Annotated in this window: 25 protein-coding genes, 1 pseudogene and 1 riboswitch; of the genes and pseudogenes, 21 read left to right on the forward strand and 5 right to left on the reverse strand. The window is 52.4% G+C overall.

The genetic code is table 11. From position 1 onward, the window contains the following. Positions 1 to 50 precede the first annotated feature (50 nt). The 4 genes from modA (at position 51) to LG52_RS01840 (ending at position 2,014) form a co-directional block, all read left to right on the forward strand. A complete protein-coding gene (gene modA / locus LG52_RS01825; protein WP_044730616.1) occupies positions 51 to 842 on the forward strand; it encodes a molybdate ABC transporter substrate-binding protein in 792 nt (263 codons plus the stop codon). A gap of 48 nt (positions 843 to 890) precedes the next feature. Then, a riboswitch (Fluoride riboswitch) is annotated at positions 891 to 953 on the forward strand. A gap of 45 nt (positions 954 to 998) precedes the next feature. Next, a complete protein-coding gene (locus tag LG52_RS01830) occupies positions 999 to 1,385 on the forward strand; it encodes a fluoride efflux transporter FluC (RefSeq protein WP_044730617.1) in 387 nt (128 codons plus the stop codon). Then, positions 1,385 to 1,735 carry a fluoride efflux transporter CrcB gene (gene crcB, locus LG52_RS01835; RefSeq protein WP_044730618.1) on the forward strand — a complete coding sequence of 117 codons (351 nt, stop codon included), beginning with the start codon at positions 1,385 to 1,387 and terminating at the stop codon, positions 1,733 to 1,735. The genes LG52_RS01830 and crcB overlap by 1 nt, the downstream gene beginning before the upstream one ends. 84 nt (positions 1,736 to 1,819) lie before the next feature. Further along, positions 1,820 to 2,014 (forward strand): hypothetical protein, encoded by a 195-nt coding sequence (locus LG52_RS01840; RefSeq protein WP_044730619.1) that lies wholly within the window; start codon positions 1,820 to 1,822, stop codon positions 2,012 to 2,014. Positions 2,015 to 2,041: 27 nt separating this feature from the next. Here LG52_RS01840 and LG52_RS01845 read toward each other — a convergent pair whose 3' ends face one another. Further along, positions 2,042 to 3,322: an alkaline phosphatase gene (locus tag LG52_RS01845; protein WP_044730620.1), complete on the reverse strand. Its 1,281-nt coding sequence runs from the start codon at positions 3,320 to 3,322 to the stop codon at positions 2,042 to 2,044. Positions 3,323 to 3,600: 278 nt separating this feature from the next. Here LG52_RS01845 and LG52_RS01850 point away from each other — a divergent pair, with 278 nt between their 5' ends. Both LG52_RS01850 and LG52_RS01855 read left to right on the forward strand, forming a co-directional pair. Beyond that, the gene (locus LG52_RS01850) at positions 3,601 to 4,053 is read left to right on the forward strand and encodes a MarR family winged helix-turn-helix transcriptional regulator (RefSeq protein WP_044730621.1); all 453 of its coding nucleotides are present in this window, start codon (positions 3,601 to 3,603) and stop codon (positions 4,051 to 4,053) included. Further along, positions 4,050 to 7,214, forward strand: coding sequence for an MMPL family transporter (locus LG52_RS01855; protein ID WP_044730622.1), 3,165 nt, complete (start codon positions 4,050 to 4,052; stop codon positions 7,212 to 7,214). Before LG52_RS01850 ends, LG52_RS01855 begins: the two co-directional genes overlap by 4 nt. Before the next feature lie 384 nt (positions 7,215 to 7,598). On the opposite strand, the pseudogene LG52_RS01860 reads toward LG52_RS01855, so the two are convergent. Beyond that, positions 7,599 to 8,051: pseudogene (locus tag LG52_RS01860) on the reverse strand (terminase gpP N-terminus-related DNA-binding protein); the annotation flags it as partial. A gap of 178 nt (positions 8,052 to 8,229) precedes the next feature. Here LG52_RS01860 and LG52_RS20040 point away from each other — a divergent pair. From LG52_RS20040 to LG52_RS01880, 5 genes are all read left to right on the forward strand, one after another. Continuing rightward, positions 8,230 to 8,403: a hypothetical protein gene (locus tag LG52_RS20040; RefSeq protein ID WP_158512145.1), complete on the forward strand. Its 174-nt coding sequence runs from the start codon at positions 8,230 to 8,232 to the stop codon at positions 8,401 to 8,403. A 24-nt stretch (positions 8,404 to 8,427) separates the two neighbouring features. Then, positions 8,428 to 8,658, forward strand: coding sequence for an uberolysin/carnocyclin family circular bacteriocin (locus LG52_RS01865; protein WP_044730624.1), 231 nt, complete (start codon positions 8,428 to 8,430; stop codon positions 8,656 to 8,658). A gap of 561 nt (positions 8,659 to 9,219) precedes the next feature. Next, positions 9,220 to 10,359 (forward strand): hypothetical protein, encoded by a 1,140-nt coding sequence (locus LG52_RS01870; RefSeq protein WP_231584413.1) that lies wholly within the window; start codon positions 9,220 to 9,222, stop codon positions 10,357 to 10,359. Then, positions 10,356 to 10,868, forward strand: coding sequence for a stage II sporulation protein M (locus LG52_RS01875; RefSeq protein WP_044730625.1), 513 nt, complete (start codon positions 10,356 to 10,358; stop codon positions 10,866 to 10,868). Before LG52_RS01870 ends, LG52_RS01875 begins: the two co-directional genes overlap by 4 nt. Positions 10,869 to 10,879: 11 nt before the next feature. Continuing rightward, complete coding sequence (locus tag LG52_RS01880) at positions 10,880 to 11,530, forward strand: ABC transporter ATP-binding protein (RefSeq protein WP_044730626.1); 651 nt, start codon at positions 10,880 to 10,882, stop codon at positions 11,528 to 11,530. A gap of 438 nt (positions 11,531 to 11,968) precedes the next feature. Here LG52_RS01880 and LG52_RS18495 read toward each other — a convergent pair whose 3' ends face one another. The 3 genes from LG52_RS18495 to rnhC all read right to left on the reverse strand — a co-directional run bounded on the left by LG52_RS18495 (position 11,969) and on the right by rnhC (position 14,507). Then, positions 11,969 to 12,577, reverse strand: a complete 609-nt coding sequence (locus LG52_RS18495) for a VanZ family protein (protein ID WP_081804118.1) — start codon at positions 12,575 to 12,577, stop codon at positions 11,969 to 11,971. Between the two features lie 27 nt (positions 12,578 to 12,604). Continuing rightward, a complete protein-coding gene (locus LG52_RS01890) occupies positions 12,605 to 12,994 on the reverse strand; it encodes a hypothetical protein (protein ID WP_044730627.1) in 390 nt (129 codons plus the stop codon). 577 nt (positions 12,995 to 13,571) lie between these two features. Next, positions 13,572 to 14,507, reverse strand: a complete 936-nt coding sequence (gene rnhC, locus LG52_RS01900; protein ID WP_044730629.1) for a ribonuclease HIII — start codon at positions 14,505 to 14,507, stop codon at positions 13,572 to 13,574. 111 nt (positions 14,508 to 14,618) lie between these two features. On the opposite strand from rnhC, the gene zapA reads away from it, so the two are divergent. From zapA to LG52_RS01945, 10 genes are all read left to right on the forward strand, one after another. Then, positions 14,619 to 14,894, forward strand: coding sequence for a cell division protein ZapA (gene zapA / locus LG52_RS01905; protein ID WP_082055764.1), 276 nt, complete (start codon positions 14,619 to 14,621; stop codon positions 14,892 to 14,894). Continuing rightward, positions 14,887 to 15,426 carry a CvpA family protein gene (locus LG52_RS01910; RefSeq protein WP_044730631.1) on the forward strand — a complete coding sequence of 180 codons (540 nt, stop codon included), beginning with the start codon at positions 14,887 to 14,889 and terminating at the stop codon, positions 15,424 to 15,426. The genes zapA and LG52_RS01910 overlap by 8 nt, the downstream gene beginning before the upstream one ends. Positions 15,427 to 15,467: 41 nt before the next feature. Next, positions 15,468 to 17,192 (forward strand): DNA polymerase/3'-5' exonuclease PolX, encoded by a 1,725-nt coding sequence (polX, locus tag LG52_RS01915; protein ID WP_044730632.1) that lies wholly within the window; start codon positions 15,468 to 15,470, stop codon positions 17,190 to 17,192. 20 nt (positions 17,193 to 17,212) lie between these two features. Then, the gene (locus LG52_RS01920; protein WP_331436698.1) at positions 17,213 to 19,567 is read left to right on the forward strand and encodes an endonuclease MutS2; all 2,355 of its coding nucleotides are present in this window, start codon (positions 17,213 to 17,215) and stop codon (positions 19,565 to 19,567) included. Between the two features lie 14 nt (positions 19,568 to 19,581). After that, positions 19,582 to 19,989, forward strand: coding sequence for a DUF350 domain-containing protein (locus tag LG52_RS01925; protein WP_044730634.1), 408 nt, complete (start codon positions 19,582 to 19,584; stop codon positions 19,987 to 19,989). Between the two features lie 13 nt (positions 19,990 to 20,002). Then, positions 20,003 to 20,167, forward strand: coding sequence for a hypothetical protein (locus LG52_RS20045; RefSeq protein WP_167346067.1), 165 nt, complete (start codon positions 20,003 to 20,005; stop codon positions 20,165 to 20,167). Between the two features lie 78 nt (positions 20,168 to 20,245). Beyond that, on the forward strand, positions 20,246 to 21,946 hold the full coding sequence (locus tag LG52_RS01930; RefSeq protein WP_044730635.1) for a long-chain-fatty-acid--CoA ligase: 1,701 nt from the start codon (positions 20,246 to 20,248) through the stop codon (positions 21,944 to 21,946). Between the two features lie 59 nt (positions 21,947 to 22,005). Further along, on the forward strand, positions 22,006 to 22,593 hold the full coding sequence (locus LG52_RS01935; protein WP_025949434.1) for a TetR/AcrR family transcriptional regulator: 588 nt from the start codon (positions 22,006 to 22,008) through the stop codon (positions 22,591 to 22,593). A gap of 25 nt (positions 22,594 to 22,618) precedes the next feature. Then, positions 22,619 to 23,392 (forward strand): enoyl-CoA hydratase, encoded by a 774-nt coding sequence (locus LG52_RS01940; RefSeq protein ID WP_044730636.1) that lies wholly within the window; start codon positions 22,619 to 22,621, stop codon positions 23,390 to 23,392. A 57-nt stretch (positions 23,393 to 23,449) separates the two neighbouring features. Further along, positions 23,450 to 24,226, forward strand: a complete 777-nt coding sequence (locus tag LG52_RS01945) for an electron transfer flavoprotein subunit beta/FixA family protein (RefSeq protein ID WP_044733052.1) — start codon at positions 23,450 to 23,452, stop codon at positions 24,224 to 24,226. The last annotated feature ends 67 nt before the right edge of the window (positions 24,227 to 24,293 follow it).

Below are 24,293 nucleotides of genomic sequence, written 5' to 3' on the forward strand. Positions count from 1 at the left end.
TTAGATATCATTACATATAACATAAATTGTTGGAGAAAAGGGGGATCCACATGCGAAAAATGGCATGGATCGTCGCGGTTTTCTTGTTGTTCGGCTTATATGGCTGCGACGCCGGTCCAAAAGAGGGCGCCCATCAAACGAAACCGGCGGAGAACGCAGAGTTGACGGTTTCCGCCGCGGCCAGTCTGCAAGAAGCGCTGGAAGAAGCGAAAACGGCGTTTGAACGAAAGCACCCGAACATCCGCATCCGATATAATTTTGGCGCGTCGGGCGCCTTGCAAAAACAAATTTCCCAAGGGGCGCCGGTCGACCTCTTTTTCTCCGCGGCCGCCGAGCCGTTTGAGGAACTGAAAAAGGAAGGACTGATCGATGCCAAACACGAAAAAACCGTGCTCGCCAACGAGCTGGTGCTCATCGTTCCGAAACAAGGAGAAGGGGCGATTCAGTCGCTTGATGACATCACCCGCGCCAAACGAGTGGCGATCGGCATCCCCGAGTCGGTGCCGGCCGGCATGTACGCGAAACAAACGTTGGAGAAGGCGGGGCTGTGGGAGCAAGTGAAACCGAAGCTCGTCTACGCAAAAGATGTCCGCCAAGTGTTGACGTATGTTGAAACCGGCAACGTCGACGCCGGGTTTGTGTACCGGACGGACGCGCTCGTGTCGGACAAAGTCAAGATCGCCGCCGCCGTTCCGGATGGCATGCACGACCCGATCGTCTATCCGCTTGGCGTCGTGAACAAAAGCCAACATCTTAAAGAGGCGGGGGCGTTTTACGATTATTTGACGAGCGAACAGGCGCTCCAAATATTCGAACAACACGGGTTCCGACCAAGCCGTTGAATCTGCTTCCCATCGGGAGGGGATATATGGTAAAATAAAGGCGATGCCAATCGAATAGGCGATGGAGTTCGCCATAACCGCCGGCTTCCGGCTGATGACTCCTGCTGCGGATAGAAGCGGCAGGAGTTTGTTCATTTTTGGAAGGGGGGATCCTCATTGGTCTATTTCGCTGTCGGCATCGCCGGCATGATCGGCGCGCTTGTCCGCTATGGCCTCGGTTTGGTTGTTCCCGCCGCCGTCGGCGGCTTTCCGCTCGGGACGCTTTTCATCAACTGGACAGGCTCGTTTTTGCTCAGCTGGCTCACCGTCTTCTTCACCCGCCGACCCGCGTGGCCGCCATGGCTCAAAACAGCGGCGACGACCGGCTTTGTCGGTTCGTATACGACGTTTTCGACGCTCAGCGTCGAATGTGTGGAATTGATGGAACAAGGGCGCTTTGGCATGGCGGCTGTTTATATCGCTGCCAGCCTGTTTGGCGGCCTGTTGGCCTCATGGGCTGGATATGCCGCCGCTCAACCGGAACGGAAGGAAGGGATTGGATAATGTACACACCGCTGTTTGTGGCGATCGGCGGTTTTTTCGGCGCCATGGCCCGCTATATCGTCAGCCGCTGGGCGGCTCGGCGTTCGCCGCGTTTTCCGCTCGGGACGCTCATTGTCAACTTGCTTGGGTCCTTCTTGCTCGGCTGGCTCGCCGGAAGCGGCGCCGCCGATGCCGCAAAACTGCTTGTCGGCACCGGCTTTATGGGCGCGTTCACCACGTTTTCGACCTTGAAATGGGAAAGCGTGCAGCTGATCCAGCAACGCCAATGTGTGAAATCCATGGCCTATTTGGCGGTCACCTACTTGTTTGGGGTGTGGCTCGCATGGGTCGGTTACCACGCGGGGCGGTGACAGGCAACAATGAAAAACGGGCTCTATTTCTTATCGGGGGAGAAAAAGAGATCGTTGTTCTTTGATCGAGAGGAGGAGGTCTAGATGGCAGAAATTGAAGAAAGGTTCAAGACGTTGCGATATTTTGTTGATGGCTACTACAACCAATCGATCGATGATGATGAGTTTGATGATAGGATTCGCGATTTTTTCGCTTGTCTTTGGGCAATCCGTGTGGGTCAATGGATCAAAACCGTTTCCCCGCAAACGATTCGTTCGCGGGGAAACGGTGAGCGATGAAGGACAACGGCCGAAACACGGATGGCGTTATCTTTTGTTTTTTCCAGACAATAATTGTTCGAGAATGTCATGAATGCGCGTATTTTCATAAATGCCGGTGAATCGCTCCGCTCCCGGACCCATGGCGGTCAGCGGCACATCGGCGGCGGTGTGGCCCGTTGTTGTCCAGTCGAGGGCGAACGTTTGCGTAGAGCGGGCGATGGCAAACGGACCGTCTTCGCCGGAGATCGTTTTGCCGTCTCCCGATTCATCCGTGCCGCCCGGCGTTTCGATCGTCAAGCCGCCGCATTCATGGTCGGCGAGCACGAGGACGAGCGTATCCCGATGGCGCTTGGCGTACTGTTTCGCTGCGGCGACCGCTTCGTCAAGCTGCTGGCCGGCTTTGATCATGAGCGATCCGTTGTTTTCATGGCTCATTTCATCAATGGCTTCTTCTTCGACCACGAGGAAAAAGCCGTTTTTATTTTGCGACAGCACGTCAAGCGCTTTTTTCGTCATATCAGGCAGCGACACGACGGGATTGTACACATCCCCTTCTCCTTCAGGGAGTTGCTGGAACATTTCTTCGTTGGCAAACAGCCCGAGCAGCTTGCGGCCAGACGCTTGTTTCAGCTCATCGGCGGTGCGGACGTACGTGTAGCCCAGTTGTTTCGCCCGTTCAACCAAGTTTCCTTGCGTGCCTTTGCTTGCTTCTTCCGGATCTTCGGCTGGATGGTCGGGGTAATAGCCAGGATTTCCAGCAGGGTACCAGTAATCCTCCCCGCCGCCTAAAATGACGTCCACTTTTGTTTGTTCAATGTATTGCTTGGCGATGTCGCTTTGGGCAGAACGATTGGCGGTGTGGGCGGCAAACGCGGCCGGTGTGGCGTCCGTCACTTGGGCGGTCGTGACAAGCCCTGTTGCCTTGCCGGCTTTTTTCATCTGTTCCAAAATCGTTTCCACAGGTTTTCCTTGCGGATCAACAGAGATGGCGCCGTTGTACGTTTTCACGCCTGAGGCGATCGCGGTAGCCGCCGCAGCGGAGTCGGTGATGAATGACTTCGAGTCGGCGGAGTTCGTATGGACGAGGCCGCTGTACGGCATGCTGTCCATTTCCAATTCCCCGCTCAATCCTTTTGTAGCGAGGCGAATGGCGTTGCGATGGGCTGTGCCCATGCCGTCGCCGACAAAAAGGACGACATTTTTCACTTCAGGCGGCTTCGATTGTTTCGCTGGGGCGGCCCATGCATCTTGTCCGGCGTGGTACAGCGCTATTCCAGCGCTCAGCCCGGCGATGAGCAAAGCCGTGCGGCGTTTCGATTGGAACATCGTTCTCCTCTCCCTTTTCAGATGATTTTGTCATTTTTATCGTACAAGCCAGATGTTAAGCGTTCGTGAATGCAATGTAATGGCTTTAAAAAAATTTCCTCTCTATTCAGATTGGACGATAGAATGGTTTCTCCTTTGGCAACATTCCTTGTTGACTTTCTCTTTTTTCCTTGGTATCGTTACTAATAGTTCAACAGTTGAACAAAACCGATGACAGCTCTCCATCTACTGTTGAATCTGGTTGATTGTTCAATGATTGAACCATCGGAGGTGAATCAATGTCGGGACGAAACATCGATGAGTGGATCGACCGCTATTTGTCCGTGTCATTTCTCGTGATGAAGCGGGGGGCGTCGCTTGTCAAAGGCAGCCTTTGCGAAGAGATGACGCACGATCAATATTACTTGCTTCGCTACATCCGCCGGCGGGGGGCGTGCACGTCTACGGAACTGGCCGCAATGTTCGGCGTGAACAAAAGCGCGGTGACGGCGATGACGAATCGCCTCGTCGACAAAGGTTGGCTGCGCCGCGACCGCGATGAGAGAGACCGGCGAGTCGTCGTTTTGTCGCTGACAGAACAAGGAGAAGCATGGATCGCCGAAATGGACCGCAACGTCTATCGGCTCGTGGAAGAGGTGATCGTCCGTTTCCCTGAAGAAGAAATTGAAACGTTCATCCGCACGTATGAACGGTTGGCCCATGTGCTGCAGGAGGTGGAAGAAGCGAAATGAGAGCGATCATTAAAGGAAGATGGTTCGCGCTTGCGGCGTGGATCATCATCGCGGCGGTGCTCATGATGACTGCGCCGAACATGGGCGAGCTTGTCCGCGAAAAAGGGCAGCTGAGCGTGCCGGACGGCTACTCATCGTCATTGGCGGCAAAATTGATCAAAGAGGCAAACGGTCAGGAAAACAAACAAAATGAACGCTCCGCGGTGCTTGTCTTTTACAAAAAAGGCGGGTTGACGGCGGGCGATAAAAAAGAGATTGAACGGGCGGTAAACGCGCTCGAAAAGAAAAAAGAGGAACTTCATGCAACGAACATCGTCTCGCCGTTTGCCAACCGGGAGCTGGAAAAAGAACTCGTTTCCAAAGATGGAACGACGATGCTCATTTCGGTAAGCATCGACCCGGCCGGGCGGACGGCGAAGCAATTGACCGACGCCCTGTATAAAGCGGTCGATGGCGTCAAGGTCGAGCATTATTTCACCGGCGGCTGGATGATCGATGAAGATGTCGTGACGAGCTCACAGGAAGGCGTGAAGAAAACGGAAGGGATCACCGTCGTCTTTATTTTAATTGTCTTGCTGGCGGTGTTCCGCTCGCCGGTGGCGCCGCTTATTCCGCTGCTCGCGGTCGGGGCGACTTATGTCGTCTCGCAGTCGGTCGTTGCCTTTTTGGTGGATCAGGTGAATTTCCCGCTGTCAACGTTCACGCAAACGTTTTTAGTCGCGGTGTTGTTTGGCATCGGGACCGACTACTGCATTTTGCTGCTGAGCCGGTTTAAAGAAGAACTGGCGAAACGCGGCGACCGGGTGGAAGCGATCGTCGCCACGTACCGGACGTCTGGAAAAACAGTGGCAGCGAGCGGCATTGCCGTCATGATCGGCTTTGCGGCGATCGGTTTGTCGACGTTTAAGCTGTACCAATCGGCGGCGGCCGTTGCCGTTGGGGTGGCGGTGCTGCTTGTGGCGCTCGTGACGATTGTGCCGTTTTTCATGGCGGTGCTTGGCGAAAAGCTGTTTTGGCCGGTGCGGGGGAAGCTCGAGCATGGGCAAAGCCGGCTTTGGCTCGCGGCTGGCCGATTTGCGTTCGCCCGTCCGCTTCTGGCGCTGGCGATTGTCGCCGTTGTGACCGTGCCGGTGTTGGCAGTATATGATGGCAAAATGTCGTTTGATTCCATGGAAGAGATCGGCGATCATTATCGCTCGGTCAAAGCGTTTGACATCATTGCCGATCATTTCAATCCGGGAGATGCCATGCCGACGCAAGTGGTATTGAAAAGCAAAGAGCCGCTTGATTCGGAAGAAGGGCTGGCGTTGATTGAGAAAATGAGCCGCGAGATCGAAACGGTTGACGGCGTGGCGAGCGTCCGCTCGGCGACGCGCCCGACCGGTGAGCCGATTAAGGAGCTGTTTGTTACGGAGCAGGCGAAACAGCTGAAAAACGGCCTTGGCGCTGGCAAAGAGGGAATTGAGAAAATCGGCTCCGGCCTCAAGACGGCAAGCCAAAAGTTGTCCTCGTCCGCTCCGCAGCTTAAGCAGGCGTCATCCGGCATCGGCCAGCTCGTCTCCGGAACGGAGCGGCTTGAAGACGGCCTGCGCCAGCTGCAAACCGGCCTCAGCCAAATTGAACAAGGGGTGCGCCGGGGAGCGATGGGCGCCGGCGAGCTGAAAAAAGGCTTAGCGACGCTTCGCGACAATGCGAAAAAGCTGCAGGAAGGCGCGAATCAGTTGCTTGACGGCTACAAGCAGGCGGAACAAGGACTGTCGGCGCTAAACGGCCAGTACCGGCAAATCGAAGCGGGATTAAAGGCTGTCGCCGATCAGCTCGCCGCCGTGCAGACGATGCTCGGGCAAGTCGAGCAGTCGCATCCGGAACTCCGCCAAGATGGGCAATACCAACAAGCGAAAATGACCGTCGCCGCCCTGTCCGGCCAGACGAAACAAATGGCAGACGGCCTGTCGCGGTTGAACGGGGCGCTTGAGCAGGCGCGCGCCGGTTTGGCGAAAGCGAACGAATCGTTCGCCCAACTCGCAGCCGGCCAGGCGGCGGTGAACGGCGGCTTGGATCAAGTGATCCAAGGGCTTGATGAGCTCGAAGCCGGATTGACGAAAGCGGCCGACGGCCAAAAACAGGCGGTGGACAAACTGCCGCAATTCTCGGCCGGACTTGAGAAAGTGAACAGCGGACAGCGCCAATTGCTTGAACATTTCTCCGCCCTTGACGGCCAGCTCGGCCAGCTCGTCGACGGCCTCGACCAAAGCGCGTCCGGCCTTCGAAAAGTGGCTGGTGGTCTCGGAACGGCAGAGGCGTACTTAGCTGATTTGTCATCTGCGCCGGAGAAAGAAATGGCGGGCTGGCACATGCCGAAAGAGGCACTTGAAAGCAAAGAGTTCGCGCAAGCGAAAGACGCGTATATGTCGAAAGACCGCCGCATCGTGACGTTCGATGTCATTTTGAACGAAAACCCGTATTCGACATCGGCGCTCGGCCGCATCGATGACATTCGCGCCGCCGCCGAACGCGCGGTGAAAGGAACGAAATGGGAAGACGCGACCATCGCTGTCGGCGGCGTCACAAGCACGTACGCCGACCTGCAGGCGATTTCGAACGCGGACTATAAGCGGACAGCCGTCCTCATGTTAATCGGGATCGCCATCGTGCTGGCGGTGCTGCTCCGCTCGCTTATCATGCCGCTCTATTTGATCTTGTCGCTCGTGTTGACATACTACACATCGATGGCCGTCACCGAACTCATTTTCGTCAACGGCCTCGGCTATGCCGGTTTGAACTGGGCGGTGTCGTTCTTCGCCTTTGTACTGCTGTTGGCGCTCGGCATCGACTACAGCATCTTCCTCATGGACCGGTTCAACGAATACCGGGGCCGTCCGGTGAAAGAGGCGATGCTGTCGGCGATGGGCCATATGGGGACGGTCATTATCTCCGCCGCCGTCATTTTAGGCGGAACGTTCGCCGCGATGTATCCGTCCGGCGTCCTGTCGCTTTTGCAAATCGCGACGATTGTGCTGACGGGGCTTCTGCTTTACGCCCTCGTCGTCCTGCCGCTTTTCGTGCCAGTCATGGTCCGAACGTTCGGTCGCGCGAACTGGTGGCCGTTCCGGCAGCCGGTGAGTGAAGCGGACGGACTGGAACAACAAAAAATCAGTTAAGATGGCGAGCCAACGCCGCTCCCACAGATCGGGGAAGCGGCGTTCTTTTTTAGGAATGTTAGGAATGAAGGGAGAACGGAAAGGATGTCCCTCCTCCCAGCGATAGGAACGTATATTCTGTTTGACGCGTCTGGTCATTTTCACCGATATCGGCCGCGCATCTATACTCCAAAGCAAGATGACATTAATGGCGTAAACGCAAGATATGATGTATCCATTCAGCCCAATATTCGTGAGATTTTCAGAATCCAGCACCAATAGGGCATTTCCCGTATCGAAAATGCCCTAGGAGGAATGGAGAATCGTTTGGAGAGACTCCCCACTTAGAAGTCGTTGCAACGATTCCCAAACCGGCTTTCCGTGTTTTGGCAGTTTCTCTACGTCGGCATTGGCTAACGTATACGTCGGTTTGGTATAACTTAGCCCTAACCGATGCAGAATTTCGCTTGTTCCACGAAGGGTATACGTTGGCCCCCACTTTTGTTGAATGAGTTCAGCGACAATCGCGAGCGTCCAATTATATTTCGTTTTGAATCCGACATCAACAGGAAGCTGATGTTCGATGATCAAAGCCAGTTCTTTTTCTTGATCTCGGGTCAATCTACGCGGAGCGCCAGGCGAATGTTTCATCTCTAACCCATCAAGACCGTGCTGGGTATACGCATGGATATAGTTATAGATTGTTTTCTTGGATCGACCAATAATCGTTGCGATTTCTCCTTTTTCGTATCCCTGCAAATGGAGATAGATGGCTTGGTAGCGCTCATACGCACGTTTACTTTTCGCTTCTTTCATGACGATGGACAACTTTTCGATTTCATCTTTGTGATTCGGCATTCTACTTTCTCCCGTTCCTCGTATTTTCTCTTTAAGTTATTCGCCATGGAACTGGAGAAAACCTTTATTTCAATTTATATAGCAATTTCTCTTTTTTTTTTGACCAATTATATTATAATAGTTTTATACATGGATTATTTTTACAATTAATAGTATTAGTAAACTGGAGTGATACATAATGAAATGGTCCTGGCCGTTATTTATTGTCATTACGATGCCCTTTCTTCTTTTGATCGCCATTGCCTTCGTTTTAAAAGAATTCCAATCTCCTTTATGGATGAAAATCGCAGACATTGTTCTCGTACTCGCCTACGGGATTGTGTATTCGCGCTTGTTGCGGAAGTTACGGTAGTTTTTGAAAGGGGGTGATTTCAACATGAGTTTGTTGGCTCTTGTAGCGGGGACGCTGGGCGTGTCACAAGCTGTTGCCACGACCGTTGTATCGATTGTGTTGACAGGGTCGACGTTAGTTTCTATCATTCTAGGAATTACTGCTATTTTATCCGGTGGAGTGGATGCGATTTTAGAAATCGGATGGTCGACATTTGTGGCGACAGTGAAAAAAATTGTTACGGAACGGGGCAAGGCCGCAGCAATTGCTTGGTGAGTGGTGAAGCAGGGTGGGAATGGCCATCCTGCTTTTTTCCCGTCCATGTTGAACTAGAAGGGTGAAGCAAGTTGAAACTAGTGTGGCTATTTTATCAACAGATGAGAAAGAGCAGCATCGCTCCGCTGCAAAAAAAATTGCTGCTAAGCCCAAAAGGGGCGTTGTTCGTTGCTGAAGGGGGAAAGTGGCTTCTCTCTTGTTGTCTCGTCATCATTGTATGTAGCCGGTCTTCCGTATTCGGCTCTTCTTTTACCATCGGGCTACTCTTGTTACTAGCGACTAGCCCTTTCATCGCCGTCTTGCTCGACTCGGGGGAAAAATTGCAACGTGATTATCATTATGATTACTTGCGGTTGTCAAGCGAACAGGACGACGTGGTCTGGCGGCGTTTGGTCGTCATCCACTATGTTAGTTATATGTTGCGCATGTTGCCAACCGTTTTTCCGCCGTCTGTTGCCTTGATTGTGAAGCTCGGGTGGGTTGGAACCGAACTTGTATGGTTTGGACAAGCAACTTTGTTTTTCCTTTATGTGATGTCTCATGTAATGAGGGGGACAAAGTTTGGGGGGGCGACGCGTATTTTCAGGCGTTCTTTCTTGCTTTTTCTCCTTAGCGGTCGGTTATATGGTCATGATCCCGATTGTATCGTTGTTACAATTGTCGCGCCATGCTGTTAAGACATATGGGTTGTCGATTTCGTATCTCGCCTATATGGATGGTCAGTTCGCCAAGTGGCAACAATGGATTCATGAGCGAGTGTTTACTTGGCATGGGATGGTAGGATTGAACGGAGGTGTCTTGGCGGCTAGCGGTCTTGCAATCGCAGCGTTCGCGTTGGGAAGCTTGCGATCCGTCCGTGCTTGTGTGGAAGCCAAGACATACGTGCTGTATAAATGGTATCAGCGTGTGATCCAATCATCATGGCAACCCGCTAGTGAGAATGCGCTTCTGTATAAAGATACTTGTTTGTTAATGCGTAAAGCCAGTCAATTGGACAAACCGCCTTTGTTATTGTTTCTGCCGGGAGAATGGTTTCTTGTCACAGGAGCGAATATCGCTTTGTTCCCTTTCATCCATAATCTTTTCGTTATATGTTTTCTTTGTTTGTTTGAAATGTATATCGTGATGACAGGAACATTGCGCGCCGTTGCCAGTACATTTTCGCAAGTCTTTTTGTTTGAAAGCGATATTGAGCGATTGCTCGTATTTAGGCTTCTTGATCCCCCTCCTCTTGTGCAGTTAATTCAAGCGAAGTGGACATTGTTGCGACGGATAGGAGTATATCCGTGCGCGGCGGCGCTTGGCTTGCTTGCTATTGAATGGGTAGGATGGTTTAGGGGGAATGCGCTGATTGTTGTTTTGCTTAGCATCATCATAATGCCGTTGTATCCGTTAGTTATCAAACGGATTTTGCGCACTGATTATGAGGTGTTTTGTTTTCTTTTATCGAGCGGAGAGAAAGTAGAGTTGGCTTCTCCGCGCGATTATGCTGGCTATATGGTCGTAGCGGCTGGCAATCATCTATTTCATCGGTTATTCACTTATGTGACTATCTTTTCTTCTCTGATCTCAGCCTTTTTCGTCTTGCTAAGAGGCGAACAATGGGGATGGTATAGCACTTTGTTTGTTATAGCTTTATATATCGTTTTGTGGGGAAGCACTCGTTATTCCATCGATAGGAGAAAGGATGGGAAAGGATGATCGGGAGAACCATTCGCAGCCATCTGCCATATTTTTGTGTATCGCTGGCTGTATATGGGATATGTTTTGCTTTCGGTGCCGTCATTGTTTCTGAAAAATTAACGATCCATCCAACTTCCATGGCGTTTTGGCCGACTTTAGCCCACAACTTTATGGTCGGGGCGATTCTTATGTTTGGCGGATGGTTGACATTAGGGGTCGTAAATACAGTTTATCTCGCCTATAATGCAGCAATGTTAGGAGCCATTGTGAAAGGGGTCATGAAAGGGTATGGATTGCACCCTATTATAACGGGCATCCTTCCCCATGGAATTACAGAAATCATGAGCCATTTGCTATTTTGTACGTTAGGATATGAAACATGGCGGTTGCTCCATATTGTGAAAAAAAGAGCACGAGCTGAGGAGACAGAACCGCTTCATATACGTGATGTTGTTTTGTTATTCACGGCAGCTTCCATACTATTGGTAATATCTGCGCTCATTGAGGCGACTGTGTCGCACGCATAGGAGGGAATGTTGTGGACGAACCGCTTTTTTCATTGCAAAATTTAACGTATAGTTATGATGGAAAAACGCTCATTTTTGACCAGTTTTCCTTCGACGTTCTGAAAGGGGAAACGATTTTCCTAACAGGTCCAAATGGCGTTGGGAAAACAACGTTATTACAGATTATCGCTGGCTTGCTTTCTAATGGCCATTTGACCTACCGTGCTTATTATAAAGGAAATCCGGTTCAGCTGGTTGCGATACGCCGCTATATATCGTACGTAACGGCTGAACCCCCTTTATTTTCTAAACTGACAGGCTATGAAAATATCGAATGTTTTCGGCTTTTATGGCGATTAGATCGCACATATTACCAAAAGGTAGAAGCGATTTGCCATACATTAGGGATGGCGGATTGGCTAGCTCTTCCCGTTGATCAATATTCGCTTGGGACGTTGCAAAAGTTGCATATCGCGATTGCTTTAGGACGGCCTGTGGAATTGTATTTAATGGATGAGCCTTTTAACTCGCTTGATGTGACCAGCCGGGACATACTAGCGGAATGGATTCAAACGGACAACCGTGCATCGTATATCATTGCTTCCCATGTCCATCAAGACAAGTTCCCTAGTGCGCGTGTATTGACACTTGCTCGTCCGGTGAGAAAGGAAGGCATCTGGTAAAGCGGGAAGGTTGTTTATTGCAAAATAAAAATGCAGAGATCTGCAGAGAATTTGGCTTAGGCCAACTTTACATGGAGTGGGGGATGTGATAGCCTTTTTAGGCATAGCCAATCCTTGATATTGCTGGCTTCCTAGCTTTTTAATCACACCCCCAGAGGCTCCATGTCAAGTTGTCATTCTCTGCACTTTTCCATGAAAAAAATCCTTTCTAACGTGGAATGTTCGTTAGAAAGGATACCATGTTTTTGACGATGCACAAAGACCAAAATTCTTAACTTGATGGGTATGGTCGGATTCACCCTTCTCTTGACCAACGCCTGACAATGAGGGAGAGTGGAAAAAAGAAGGCAATCGAAAAGAAGCCTTTGCCTTGATCTGAATTTAACCTTTGTCAGGAAGGGGCGCAACCTATTTTGTTGTCACGACGAACGACTCATATTAGTTAGTCGAGTTGTCCGCTGAATTGGGAAGGTGAAAAGATTGATCCTTCTTCTCTCTTATCAAAACAAAATATAGTTTTATGGTTGCCCATCCAACCAAACCACCAATCGAATTTAATATAAAATCGTCTACGTCCGCTACTTTGTTTGGAATTCCAGTTAAACAATTAATAAGTAATTGGGTCAATTCAATGCCCAAACTTACGGAAATGACGACAGTCAAAGTTCGAAAAAAGCCTGTGCTGCGTTTTTTCAATAGTCCTATTAAAATCGGCAACGGGAGAAGGAGAACAATATTCCCCACGACTTGCAAAAGGTTGCCTTGCTTCCACGCAGAGATAATGGTTTGAAACGGGATCAACTGATAATAGTATTTCCAAGGCATGTCCGGATAGCTTGTTTTATCAAAGCTGATCGTTATCGGGAGTAAGGTCAGTTTGACAACAGACAAAGAATAAAATATTGTAGTTGCGACAAAGAAGAGTTGTTTAACGGTCATATTCGCTTTCCTTTTTTTCAAAATGAAGCAAGTGATACCACATAATATGACAAAAACGATCATAAATAGCGGTGGATGTAAGTCAAATGAGAATCCAATCGTTTTCATGCATGTCACCAATCCTGGTTCATGAATTTACCAACTGTAATCAATTTTTACTTTTCCCTCAAATAAGATTCCAGTGAAGTTTCTGAATCTTATATAATATTTACCGGAACCTGAACCCGATTTATAAAGGGTGACGCTATCCACTTCTGTTGATGAAACCGTACCGCTATCAATATCAGAATCTCCAAAGAATCCTTGTTTCTTTAGATATAAAGTCATGGTTGTTCCTTTTAATCCTTTTGAGGGATATGTTGCCACAACAAACTTTGGCGTCGCACTTGCATCAAACGTGCGGCTGTTAAGCCCTCCGGTCAAACTGTACGTCGATTCGTACGTACCGCTTGCTGCAAAAGCTGTCAATACCGAGGAGAATAAAACAACAGCTAAAAAACTGAATGACAATATTTTTCTAAACATCATAAAACCTCCTTTTTGTGCAAAAATTTATAATAATAGCTTATAGTAACCTTTTTTTTTTGTCAAGAATGAAATGTTTGGTCGGTCAGTCAAGAGTTTGTGGAGAACTCTTCTCGGTTCACCACGTATGTTGTCGACCACCAGTTAGCAAACCGTTTTTTGATATTGTAAGCGTTTTTGGACTTTCATCTGTCATGGTAAGGTAGTGAAGATGCAATCAAATTCCGAAGAACTGACAATGCTTAATGGGTCGGCGTCCCGGATGACTGATGAAGATAAGGGATATTTTGACGTACCGTACTGGGATTACAATTCATTCACGTGCTGCTGGAATGGATTCCTTTTGTACGAGCAACGGAAAAAATCGAAGGCCATCGATGGCGCGGCAGAATAGGTTGTCTAATGATCTCGGTTCACTAGGCTGCGTGGGGGACAGCATTTTGGTTGTTTGCGTTTTTCTTCATACTGTAAAAAGAAACATGTGGAAAGGATGGGAAACGGTGTCGTTCCGTCACTACGGGCCGACCTTTGCAGCGGAGCCAACGTTAACGTTTCCCATGGTTGTTGACTGAAAGAATTACCGGCGCTTGGCGATGTCAAGCGCCTTTTTCGTATTGGCAAAATGAAGCTTGGCGCACGTCTCGAGCATCTCTTCCCCTCGCTCGCGGATGATCCGGGCCGCGGCTTCGTCAACGATGGCGCCGGCGCCTTTCGGGAGCAAAAGGCCGACGGTGCGGGATACTCGCTCCATCTCTTCTAAAAACACATAGCGGGCGATGATCGAGGCGGCGGCGACCGCCACGTGCACGCTTTCTGCTTTCGGCAGGCAATGCACCCGCTCGCTTACGATGCGCGCTTCCCCTGCGAGGTAGCGGAAATACGAGTCACGTTCTAAAAATTGATCGATAATGATTGCTTCCGGTTCGATAGGCGCGATTTCGTCGAGCAGCTTGGTGAGCGTCCGATTATGAAGCAGCGCCTTCATTTTCGTCTGCGGCATGCCGCTTCGCTGCCAGCGGTTGTATTCCGCGTTATCAAGCACGGTGACAGCAAAAGGCGCCGTTTTCATGATGGCGGGGGCGATTTTGTTGATCGCCTCGTCCGTTAGTTGCTTCGAATCTTTCACGCCAAGCGCCGCGATTTTGGCGATATGCGACCGATCAACGTAGGCGGCGGCGACGACGATCGGGCCGAAATAGTCTCCGGTGCCGACTTCATCCGAACCGATCGCAGAAAGCTTCTCGAGCCCATGTTCCAATGGGGGCGAGGCGGTCTCCCCCTCCTGTCGTTTGCCTGGATCAGCCCCCCTCTTCCCCATCCATTTTGCTGCTTCTTGCTCCGCCGCTTTCCCTTGAAACAGCACTTTCCCCGAGCGGTAGGCAGTGATCACGACATCCGGGCGCTTGACGGCGAATAAAGCTCCGGCCGGAAGCCGGTCGAATAAGGCGTCTTGGTAGTGGGCGAGCAGCGCATTAAGCAACTGTGGATCCGCGTGAATCACATAGTTTGACAACGTTCGCTCTCTCCTTTATCCTCTTTTAGATCCGTTTGTGTCGCATCTTTCCATTATACCAGCATTCATGATATGATAAACAGTAGGATTTTGCGAAATGGGGGAAATAGTTTGACTGGGCAGCCAAAAACGCGGGTGAGCGTCCGCATCTATGGTCAAGACTATACGATCGTCGGCACAGAAAGCCCGGCCCATATCCGGCTCGTGGCCGCGTTCGTTGACGATAAAATGCATGAATTCAGTGAGAAAAATCCGATGCTCGATGTGCCGAAGCTGGCCGTTTTGACGGCTGTTAACATCGCGAGCGAGTATCTCAAACTGAAAGAAGAATATCAACGGCTGACGGAACAACTGAAACAGAAAAAGGACGGGGAAGACGATGATTGATGTCGTGCTGCTGTTTGTCCTGTTGCTGGGGGCGATGATCGGACTCAAGCGCGGCTTTATTCTCCAATTCATTCATATGGCCGGGTTTTTCATTGCCTTTTTCGTTGCTTATAAGTATTATGAGCGGCTTGTGCCGACATTGCGCCTTTGGATTCCATATCCGACGTTCGGCGATCCGGAGGCGATGAAGCTGCTGTTTCAGAGCACCCATTTAGATGATGCGTATTACCGCGCCATTTCGTTTGCTCTCTTATTTTTTGTCGTCAAAATTGTGCTCCAAATCATCGGCTCGATGCTTGATTTCGTCGCCCAGCTGCCGCTGTTGCGCAGCGTCAACCGCTTGGCCGGGGCGGCGCTCGGATTTGCGGAAGTGTATTTGCTTGTCTTTTTGCTTTTGTATATCGGTGCGCTCGTGCCGATTGACAGCGTCCAAGAACAGCTGCAGCGTTCGCTCATGGCGACCGTGATTGTGAAACATACGCCGGTGTTGTCGGAGATGCTTGGCAACTGGTGGATTCATGGCCGCGTTTGACGGAGCGCGGCCGCGGTTTTTCGGGAAAGGGAGGGACGGGGATGAGCGTCCATAAAAAAGAGGCCATCCGCCTGCTTGAGACAATTGCGTTGTATATGGAGATTAAAGGGGAAAACCCGTTTAAGGTGAACGCCTTCCGCAAGGCGGCAAGCGCATTGGAAACGGATGAACGAAGCCTGACGGAAATCGGCGACTTTACCGCCATCCCTGGCATCGGCAAAAGCACAGCGGCGATCATCACTGAATTTATCAAGAGCGGCTCGTCGTCGGTGCTGAATGAGCTAAAACGCGATGTTCCAGAGACGCTGCTTGCCTTGCTCAAACTGCCGGGGCTTGGCGGCAAAAAAATCGCCAAACTGCATCAGGAGCTTGGCATTGTCGATATGGACGGGTTGAAAGAAGCGTGCATGGCTGGAAAAGTGCGGGCGCTTCCTGGTTTTGGCGCGAAAACGGAAGAAAAGCTGCTTGCGGCCATTGAAAAGGCGGGCAAACGCCCCGAGCGGCTGCCGCTCGCCCGGGTGCTCGCGATCGCGGCGGACATTGAACGCCAGCTCGCTTGTCTTGATGGCGTGATTCGCTTCTCGCGAGCCGGCAGCTTGAGGCGCCTAAAAGAAACGGTGAAAGATTTGGATTATGTCATCGCCACCGACCGTCCGGCCGAGGTGCGCGACGGGTTGCTCGGCTTTGAGCGCATCCGCGAGGTGCTCGCCGCTGGGGAGACGAAAGTGTCGCTTCTTTTTCAGTATGACGATGAAATCGCGGCTGATTTCCGTCTCGTCGGCGAGGACGAGTTTGCGACCGCGCTTCATCATTTCACCGGATCGAAGGAGCATAACGTGCGCATGCGCCAGCTCGCCAAAGAGCGCGGGGAGAAAATCAGCGAATACGGTGTGGAAGACGAAGCGACAGGCGAAGTGAAAACATTCCGTGATGAAGCGGCGTTTTACGCCCATTTCGGGCTGCCGTACATTCCGCCGGAGCTGCGTGAAGATGGCACGGAAGTCGATCGATATTCTTCTGATGATCCACTTGTCCATTTTGACGATATCCAAGGCGACTTGCATATGCATTCGGCATGGAGCGACGGCGCGTGTTCGCTCGAGGAGCTCGCCGAAGCGTGTCGCCGCCGCGGCTACCGCTATATCGCCATTACCGACCATTCGCAATTTTTGAAAGTCGCCAACGGCTTGACGCCTGACCGATTGCGGTGCCAGCGCGAGGAAATTGAACGGCTGAACGCGCGCTATTCGGATTTTACGATTTTGGCCGGCGTTGAGATGGATATTTTGCCGGACGGGACGCTCGATTACGACGATGACGTGCTCAAGGAGCTTGATTTTGTCATCGCCGCCATTCACTCTGCGTTCAAACAGCCGCGCGAGACGATCATGAAACGGCTTGAAGCGGCGCTTCGCCACCCGTACGTCGATGTCATCGCTCATCCGACCGGGCGGCTGATCGGCCAGCGCGACGGCTATGACGTCGACGTCGAACGGTTGATCGAGCTGGCGGCGGAGACGAACACAGTGCTTGAGTTAAACGCCAACCCAAACCGGCTCGATTTGTCGGCGGCCTACGTGAAAAAAGCCCAGGAAGCGGGGGCGTACATTGCCATCAACACGGACGCCCACCATTTGGACATGCTCGAGGATATGGCGATCGGCGCAGCGACTGCAAGAAAAGGTTGGATCCATAAGGAAACGGTCATCAACACATGGCCGCTTGAAAAGCTGCAACAGTTTTTGCGCGACAAACGAAAGAAATGAATCAGCTGGGGGTCAGATACGTGCAACAAAAAGTGCTTCACACCTTGGAGTTCGATAAAGTGAAAGAGCAGTTGGCTGAGCATGCGTCCTCGGCGCTCGGTCTCGAGAAAATCACTGCTCTCGCACCGTCGCCTCGGTTGGAGGAAGTGGCGGCGTGGCTTGAGGAGACGGATGAAGCGGCCGCCGTTTTGCGGATGCGCGGCTATGCGCCGCTTGACGGGGTGGTCGACATCCGCCCGCATTTGAAACGAGCAGCGATCGGCGGCGCGCTCAGCCCACAAGAGCTGCTTGAAGTGGCGGCGACAGCGGCCGCAAGCCGGCAGATGAAACGGTTGATTATGGATGTGCATGAAGAGTACGGCGGGTTGGCGCGCCTAGCCGGTTATGCCGATGAGCTCGTCGAGGTGCCAGCGCTTGAAGAGGACATTCGCCGCTCGATTGACGACCATGGCGAGGTGCTCGATGCAGCGAGCGACCGCCTTCGCACGCTGCGCGGGCAAATTCGGGCAGTGGAAGCGCGCATCCGCGAGAAGCTTGAGAGCATCATTCGCTCGCCGGCGGCGCAAAAGCGGCTGTCGGACGCCATCATTACGATCCGCAATGACCGATACGTCATCCCGGTCAAGCAAGAATACCGCAGCGCCTATGGCGGCATCGTCCACGACCAGTCGGCGTCCGGAGCGACGCTGTTTATTGAGCCGCAAGCGGTCGTTGAGCTGAACAACGCCTTGCGCGAGGCGCGGGCGAAAGAAAAACAGGAAATCGAACGCATTTTGCGCGAACTTTCGGCAAAAGTCGCCGAGCAGGCCGAGCCGCTTGGGCGAGCCGTCGAGGCGCTTGCCCAGCTCGATTTTGCCTTCGCCAAGGCGAAATACGCCCGCCGGATTCAGGCGACAAAACCAGCCGTCAACAACCGTGGCTACCTCCGCTTTTTGCAGGCGCGCCATCCGCTGCTGGATCAGGACAAGGCGGTGCCCAATGATATTGAATTGGGCGGCGACTATACGACGATCGTCATCACCGGGCCGAACACCGGCGGGAAAACGGTGGCGTTGAAAACGATCGGCTTGTTGACGCTCATGGCGCAAGCGGGGCTGTTCATCCCGGCGGCCGACGGTTCGGAAGCGGCGGTGTTCCGTTCCGTTTTCGCCGATATCGGCGACGAGCAGTCCATCGAACAAAGTTTGAGCACGTTCTCGTCCCATATGGTCAATATCGTTGACATTTTGCGCCATGTCGATGGTGAAAGCCTTGTGCTGTTTGACGAGCTTGGGGCTGGCACCGACCCGCAGGAAGGGGCGGCGCTCGCCATCGCCATCTTGGATGAAGTGCACGGGCGCGGGGCGCGGACGGTGGCGACGACGCATTATCCGGAGTTGAAAGCGTACGGCTACAACCGCCCTGGCGTCGTGAATGCCAGCGTCGAGTTTGACACCGAAACGCTCTGCCCGACGTATAAACTGTTGATCGGTATCCCCGGCCGCAGCAACGCCTTTGATATTTCGCGCCGCCTTGGGCTTAATGAACGCATCATCGAACGGGCGAAAGCGCAAGTGAGCGCGGAAAGCCATAACGTCGAAAACATGATCGCGTCGCTCGAGCGGAGCAAAAAGCAAGCCGAAGAAGACGAAGCGCGGGCGCGCGCGGAGCTGGAGGAAGCGAAACGGCTGCGCGCCGAGTGGGAGGGAAAGCTCGAAGCGCTCGAAGACGAAAAAGAAGAGCGGCTCGCTGAAGCGGCGAAGCGGGCGGCTGACATCATCCGCGCCGCCGAGCGCGAAGCCGAGCGGATCATTCAAGAGCTGCGCCGCTTGCAAAAAGAAAAGCAGGCGGAAGTGAAAGAACACGAGCTCGTTGCCGCCAAGCAGCGGCTCGCTGCCGCTATGCCGAAAGTGGAGAAGCGGAAAAAGGCGAAAAAGGCTGCCTCACGCCATGCGTTCCAGCCGGGCGATGAAGTGAAGGTAACGAGCCTCAACCAAAAAGGCTATTTGATCGAAAAAGTGTCGAACGACGAATGGCAAGTGCAGCTCGGCATTTTGAAAATGAAAATTCATGAGCGCGATTTGGAGTACATCGGCAGCGCGCCGGCGAAAGAAGTGACGCCGATTGCGACGGTGAAAGGAAAAGACGCCCACGTCGGCTTGGAGCTCGATTTGCGCGGAGAGCGGTACGAAGACGCCCTCATTCGGCTTGAGAAATACTTGGATGATGCCGTGCTCGCCGGCTACCCGCGCGTTTCGATCATCCACGGCAAAGGGACGGGCGCGCTCCGCCAAGGAGTGCAGCAGTTTTTAAAACAACACCGGGCGGTGAAAAGCTTCCGATTCGGAGAGGCGAATGAAGGCGGCACCGGGGTGACGATCGTCGAACTGAAATGATGGGGGCGATGGCAATGGCGTCGTTTTGGGAGCACGACATGGTGAAAACGGCGGCCAATTTCAGCGTTGCCGTGTTGTGCATCGTTGTCTTTTTAGCTGTATTTGAGTTGGTGACGAAATACAAAAATTGGGAGGAAATTCAAAAAGGCAATGTGGCGGTGGCGATGGCGACGGGCGGGAAAATTTTTGGCATCGCCAATATTTTCCGCTATGCGCTCGCCCGCCATGAGTCGCTGCCGTCGATGATCGGCTGGGGGCTGTACGGGTTTTTGCTTCTGCTTGCCGCGTACTTTATTTATGAATTTTTGACGCCCAAGTTTAATATTGATGACGAAATCGCCAACGACAACCGGGCCGTCGGCTTTATTTCCATGGTGATTTCCGTCGGCTTGTCGTTTGTCATCGGCGAAGGCATTCAGTAAAGGGGAACAACGAATGAACGCAGTAGTGAAATGGTTGTTGATTGCGGTCGGGCTGCTTTTGGTCAGCGGCATCGTCTATATGGCGGTGCGCAACCGGTCGGTCGATGTGCTGGCGAAAATCTTGTTTGTCATCTGCGCGTGCTTTTTCTTTATTGGTTTGGTGTACTGGTTTTGGTGACGTCTCGCTCAGGCGAGGCGTTTTTTTTGATGAAAAATTACAAAAAGTGAAATAAAATAGAAACAAGGAGGGATGCATATGGAAAAACCGTGGCTTGCTCATTATCCGCCGGAGATTCCGCATACGCTTGACTATCCCGAGAAAACGCTTTCTGACTATTTGCGGGAGACGGCGGAACAATTCGGAGACCATGAGGCGATTGACTTTTTGGGGAAAACGATGACGTTTCGCGATTTGTACGAGCAGGCTGTGACGTTCGCGCATTATTTGCGGACGATCGGATTGAAAAAAGGGGATCGGGTGGCGATTATGCTGCCGAACTGCCCGCAGGCGGTCATCAGCTACTATGGGACGCTCCTAGCCGGCGGCATCGTCGTGCAGACGAACCCGCTTTACACCGAGTATGAGCTTGAATACCAGCTGAATGACAGCGGCGCCTCGGTGCTCGTGACGATGGATATCCTGTATCCAAAGGCGGAAAAGTTGAAAGGGAGAATACCAGTCCAACATTCGATTGTCACAAGAATGCAAGATTATTTGCCCACGGTGAAGAAATGGCTGTATCCGCTTGTCCAGCGGAAGCAAAACATGCCCATCGTCCGCATCGCGGAAAGCGAAACCGTTCATCTGTTCCGCACGATCATGAGCCGCAAAGAAACTGCGCCGATCGGGGTGGACATCGATCCGGTGGAAGATGTGGCGCTGCTGCAATATACAGGCGGCACGACGGGGCATCCGAAAGCGGCCATGTTGACGCATCGCAACTTGATCGCGAATACATTGATGTGCGCCCGTTGGGTGTATAAATGCGAAAAAGGAAAAGAAACAGTGCTCGGTGTGCTTCCGTTTTTCCACGTGTACGGAATGACGACGGTGATGAATTTGTCCGTGATGATGGCGAGCAAAATGGTGCTGCTCCCACGGTTTGATGTGAAGCAAACGTTGAAAACGATTGAGCGCACCCGGCCGACGATGTTTCCAGGCGCGCCGACGATGTACATCGCTTTGTTGAACCATCCGGATTTGCCGAAATATGATTTGTCGTCGATCAACGTCTGCATCAGCGGCTCCGCTCCGCTGCCAGTTGAAGTGCAGGAGCAGTTCGAGCGGGCAACGGGCGGAAAATTGATTGAAGGCTATGGGTTGACCGAGGCGTCCCCTGTCACTCACAGCAACTTTCTTTGGGACGGGGAGCGGGTGAAAGGAAGCATCGGCGTTCCGTGGCCGGATACGGAAGCGAAAATCGTTTCCTTGGAAACGGGCGAGGAAGCGAAGCCGGGAGAGTTAGGGGAACTTGCCGTCCGCGGCCCGCAAGTGATGAAAGGCTACTGGAACCGGCCGGAAGAGACCGAGCAAGTGTTGCGCGACGGCTGGCTGTATACAGGAGATATCGGCTATATGGATGAACGCGGCTATTTTTACATCGTGGATCGGAAAAAAGATGTCATTATCGCCGGCGGTTACAACATTTACCCGCGCGAAGTCGAGGAAGCGTTGTACGAGCACCCGAAAGTGCAGGAAGCGGCCGTGATCGGCGTTCCGGATCCGTACCGCGGTGAGACGGTGAAAGCGTTCGTCGTGTTAAAGCCGGGGGAGGCGTGCAGCGAAAAGGAGCTTGACGCGTTTATGCGCCAGCGCCTAGCTGCTTACAAAGTGCCGCGCATCTACGAGTTCCGCAGCGAACTGCCGAAGACGGCGGTTGGCAAAATTTTGCGCCGCGTGCTGGTCGAAGAGGAGAAAAAGAAGCTTGACAAATCGGCAGAATTGCCCGTAAAATGAAAATATGAATGATGGTTCATTCATTTGACGGATGGAAAGTGAGAAAAGGAGAATCAATATTGCGGAGGGAAAAGCCGAAATTTAAGCAAATCATTGACGCTGCCGTCGTCGTCATCGCCGAGCATGGCTACCATCAGGCGCAAGTGTCGAAAATCGCCAAGCAGGCCGGTGTCGCCGACGGCACGATCTACCTTTATTTTAAAAACAAAGAGGATATTTTAATTTCGCTTTTTCAAGAAAAGATGGGGGCATTCATCGAGAAAATTGAACAAGAGACAGAAGGAATTTCAAGCCCCCTAGAGAAATTGTATGTATTGGTGAAAACTCATTTTTCCGCCCTCGCTGCTGATCCGCATATGGCGGTCGTCACGCAGCTTGAGCTGCGCCAGTCGAACAAAGAGCTTCGCCATCGCATCAATGAGGTGCTGAAAGGATATTTGCGGCTCATCGACCGCATCATCATGGAGGGGATGGAAAAAGGGGAGTTTCGCCAAGATTTAGACGTCCGGCTCACCCGCCAAATGATCTTCGGCACCTTGGATGAAACCGTGACGACGTGGGTGATGAACGAGCAAAAGTATGACTTGGCCGCCCTCGCCGAACCGGTGTACGAACTGCTCGTCAAAGGGTGCGCCGCCGGGCGTTAGGATAGGCAGAAAGGGGAGAGGCTTCATGGACTTTTTTCGTTTGGCGAAAGAGGAGTTCGTCGCCATCGTGACGTTTTCACGGCCGCCGGCGAACGCCCTTTCATCAGCGGTTTTGAAAGAGCTTTCAACTGTGTTGGACGAGCTCGAGACCGATCCGGATGTGCGCGTCGTGCTGCTTCATGGCGAGGGGCGGTTTTTCTCAGCCGGCGCCGATATTAAAGAATTCACGTCCATCGCTTCCGTCGAGGAGGCATCCGGCTTGTCGCGCAACGGCCAGCTGGTGATGGAACGGATCGAGCGGTTCTCCAAACCGGTCATCGCCGCCATTCACGGCGCCGCGTTAGGCGGCGGGCTTGAGTTGGCGATGAGCTGCCATATCCGCATTGTGGCGGAAAATGCCAAACTCGGCCTTCCGGAGCTGCAGCTTGGCATCATTCCGGGATTTGCCGGCACGCAGCGGCTTGTACGCTACGTCGGCTTTGGCAAAGCAGCGGAAATGATGTGGACGAGCGAGCCGATCACCGGACTCGAAGCAGTCGAGTGGGGGCTTGCCAACAAGGCGGTGCCGGAAGAGCGGCTTCTTGATGAAGCAAAAGCGTTGGCGAAAAAGATCGCCGCCAAAAGTCCGCTTTCCGTCCGTGCGACGATTGAACTGCTCAACGCCGCGAAGGAAAAATCGTTCGCCGAGGCTGTGCGCGAGGAAGCGGAATGGTTTGGCCGCGTGTTTGTATCCGAGGATGCAAAAGAAGGCGTGCAGGCGTTTTTGGAAAAACGGCCGCCCGTCTTTCAAGGAAAATAATCATCAATGATGTCTGAATGTTGGCAACTACAACAATTGTTCGAGGAGGGGAACGACGTGAACATTTTTGTCTTAATGAAACGCACCTTTGACACGGAAGAAAAAATCTCCATCGTCAATGGCAAGATTAACGAGGAAGGCGCTGAATTCATCATCAACCCGTACGACGAATACGCCATTGAAGAAGCGATTCAAGTGCGCGACAAACACGGCGGTGAAGTGACGGTCGTCACTGTCGGCAGCGAAGAGGCGGAAAAAGAGCTCCGCACAGCACTCGCCATGGGCTGCGATAAAGCGGTGCTCATCAACATTGACGATGATGTTGATGAGCAAGACCAATATACGACGGCGAAAGTGCTCGCTGAGTATTTGAAAGACAAAAATCCGGATTTGATTTTAGCCGGCAACGTCGCCATTGACGGCGGCTCCGGTCAAGTCGGCCCGCGGGTTGCGGAATTGCTTGGCATTCCATACGTGACGACGATCACGAAGCTGGATATTGCCGACGGCGGCAAAGTGACCGTTGTGCGCGATGTTGAAGGAGATGAGGAAATCATCGAAACGTCGCTGCCGCTCCTTGTCACGGCTCAACAAGGGCTGAACGAGCCGCGCTATCCGTCGCTGCCGGGGATCATGAAAGCGAAAAAGAAACCGCTTGAGGAGCTGGAGCTTGACGATTTGGACCTCGAGGAAGATGATGTCGAAGCGAAAACGAAAACGATCGAAGTGTTCTTGCCGCCGAAGCGCGAAGCGGGCAAAATTTTGCAAGGCGAGATCGCCGATCAAGTGAAAGAGCTCGTTCAGCTGCTCCGTTCTGAAGCGAAAGTCGTGTGAGGCGACAGGCAGCCACCCGCGCGCGTTGACGGACAGGAACGATGGAGAATAAACGGTAGGGGGACTG

It is taken from the genome of Geobacillus kaustophilus, from assembly GCF_000948285.1.
Classification (GTDB): domain Bacteria; phylum Bacillota; class Bacilli; order Bacillales; family Anoxybacillaceae; genus Geobacillus; species Geobacillus thermoleovorans_A.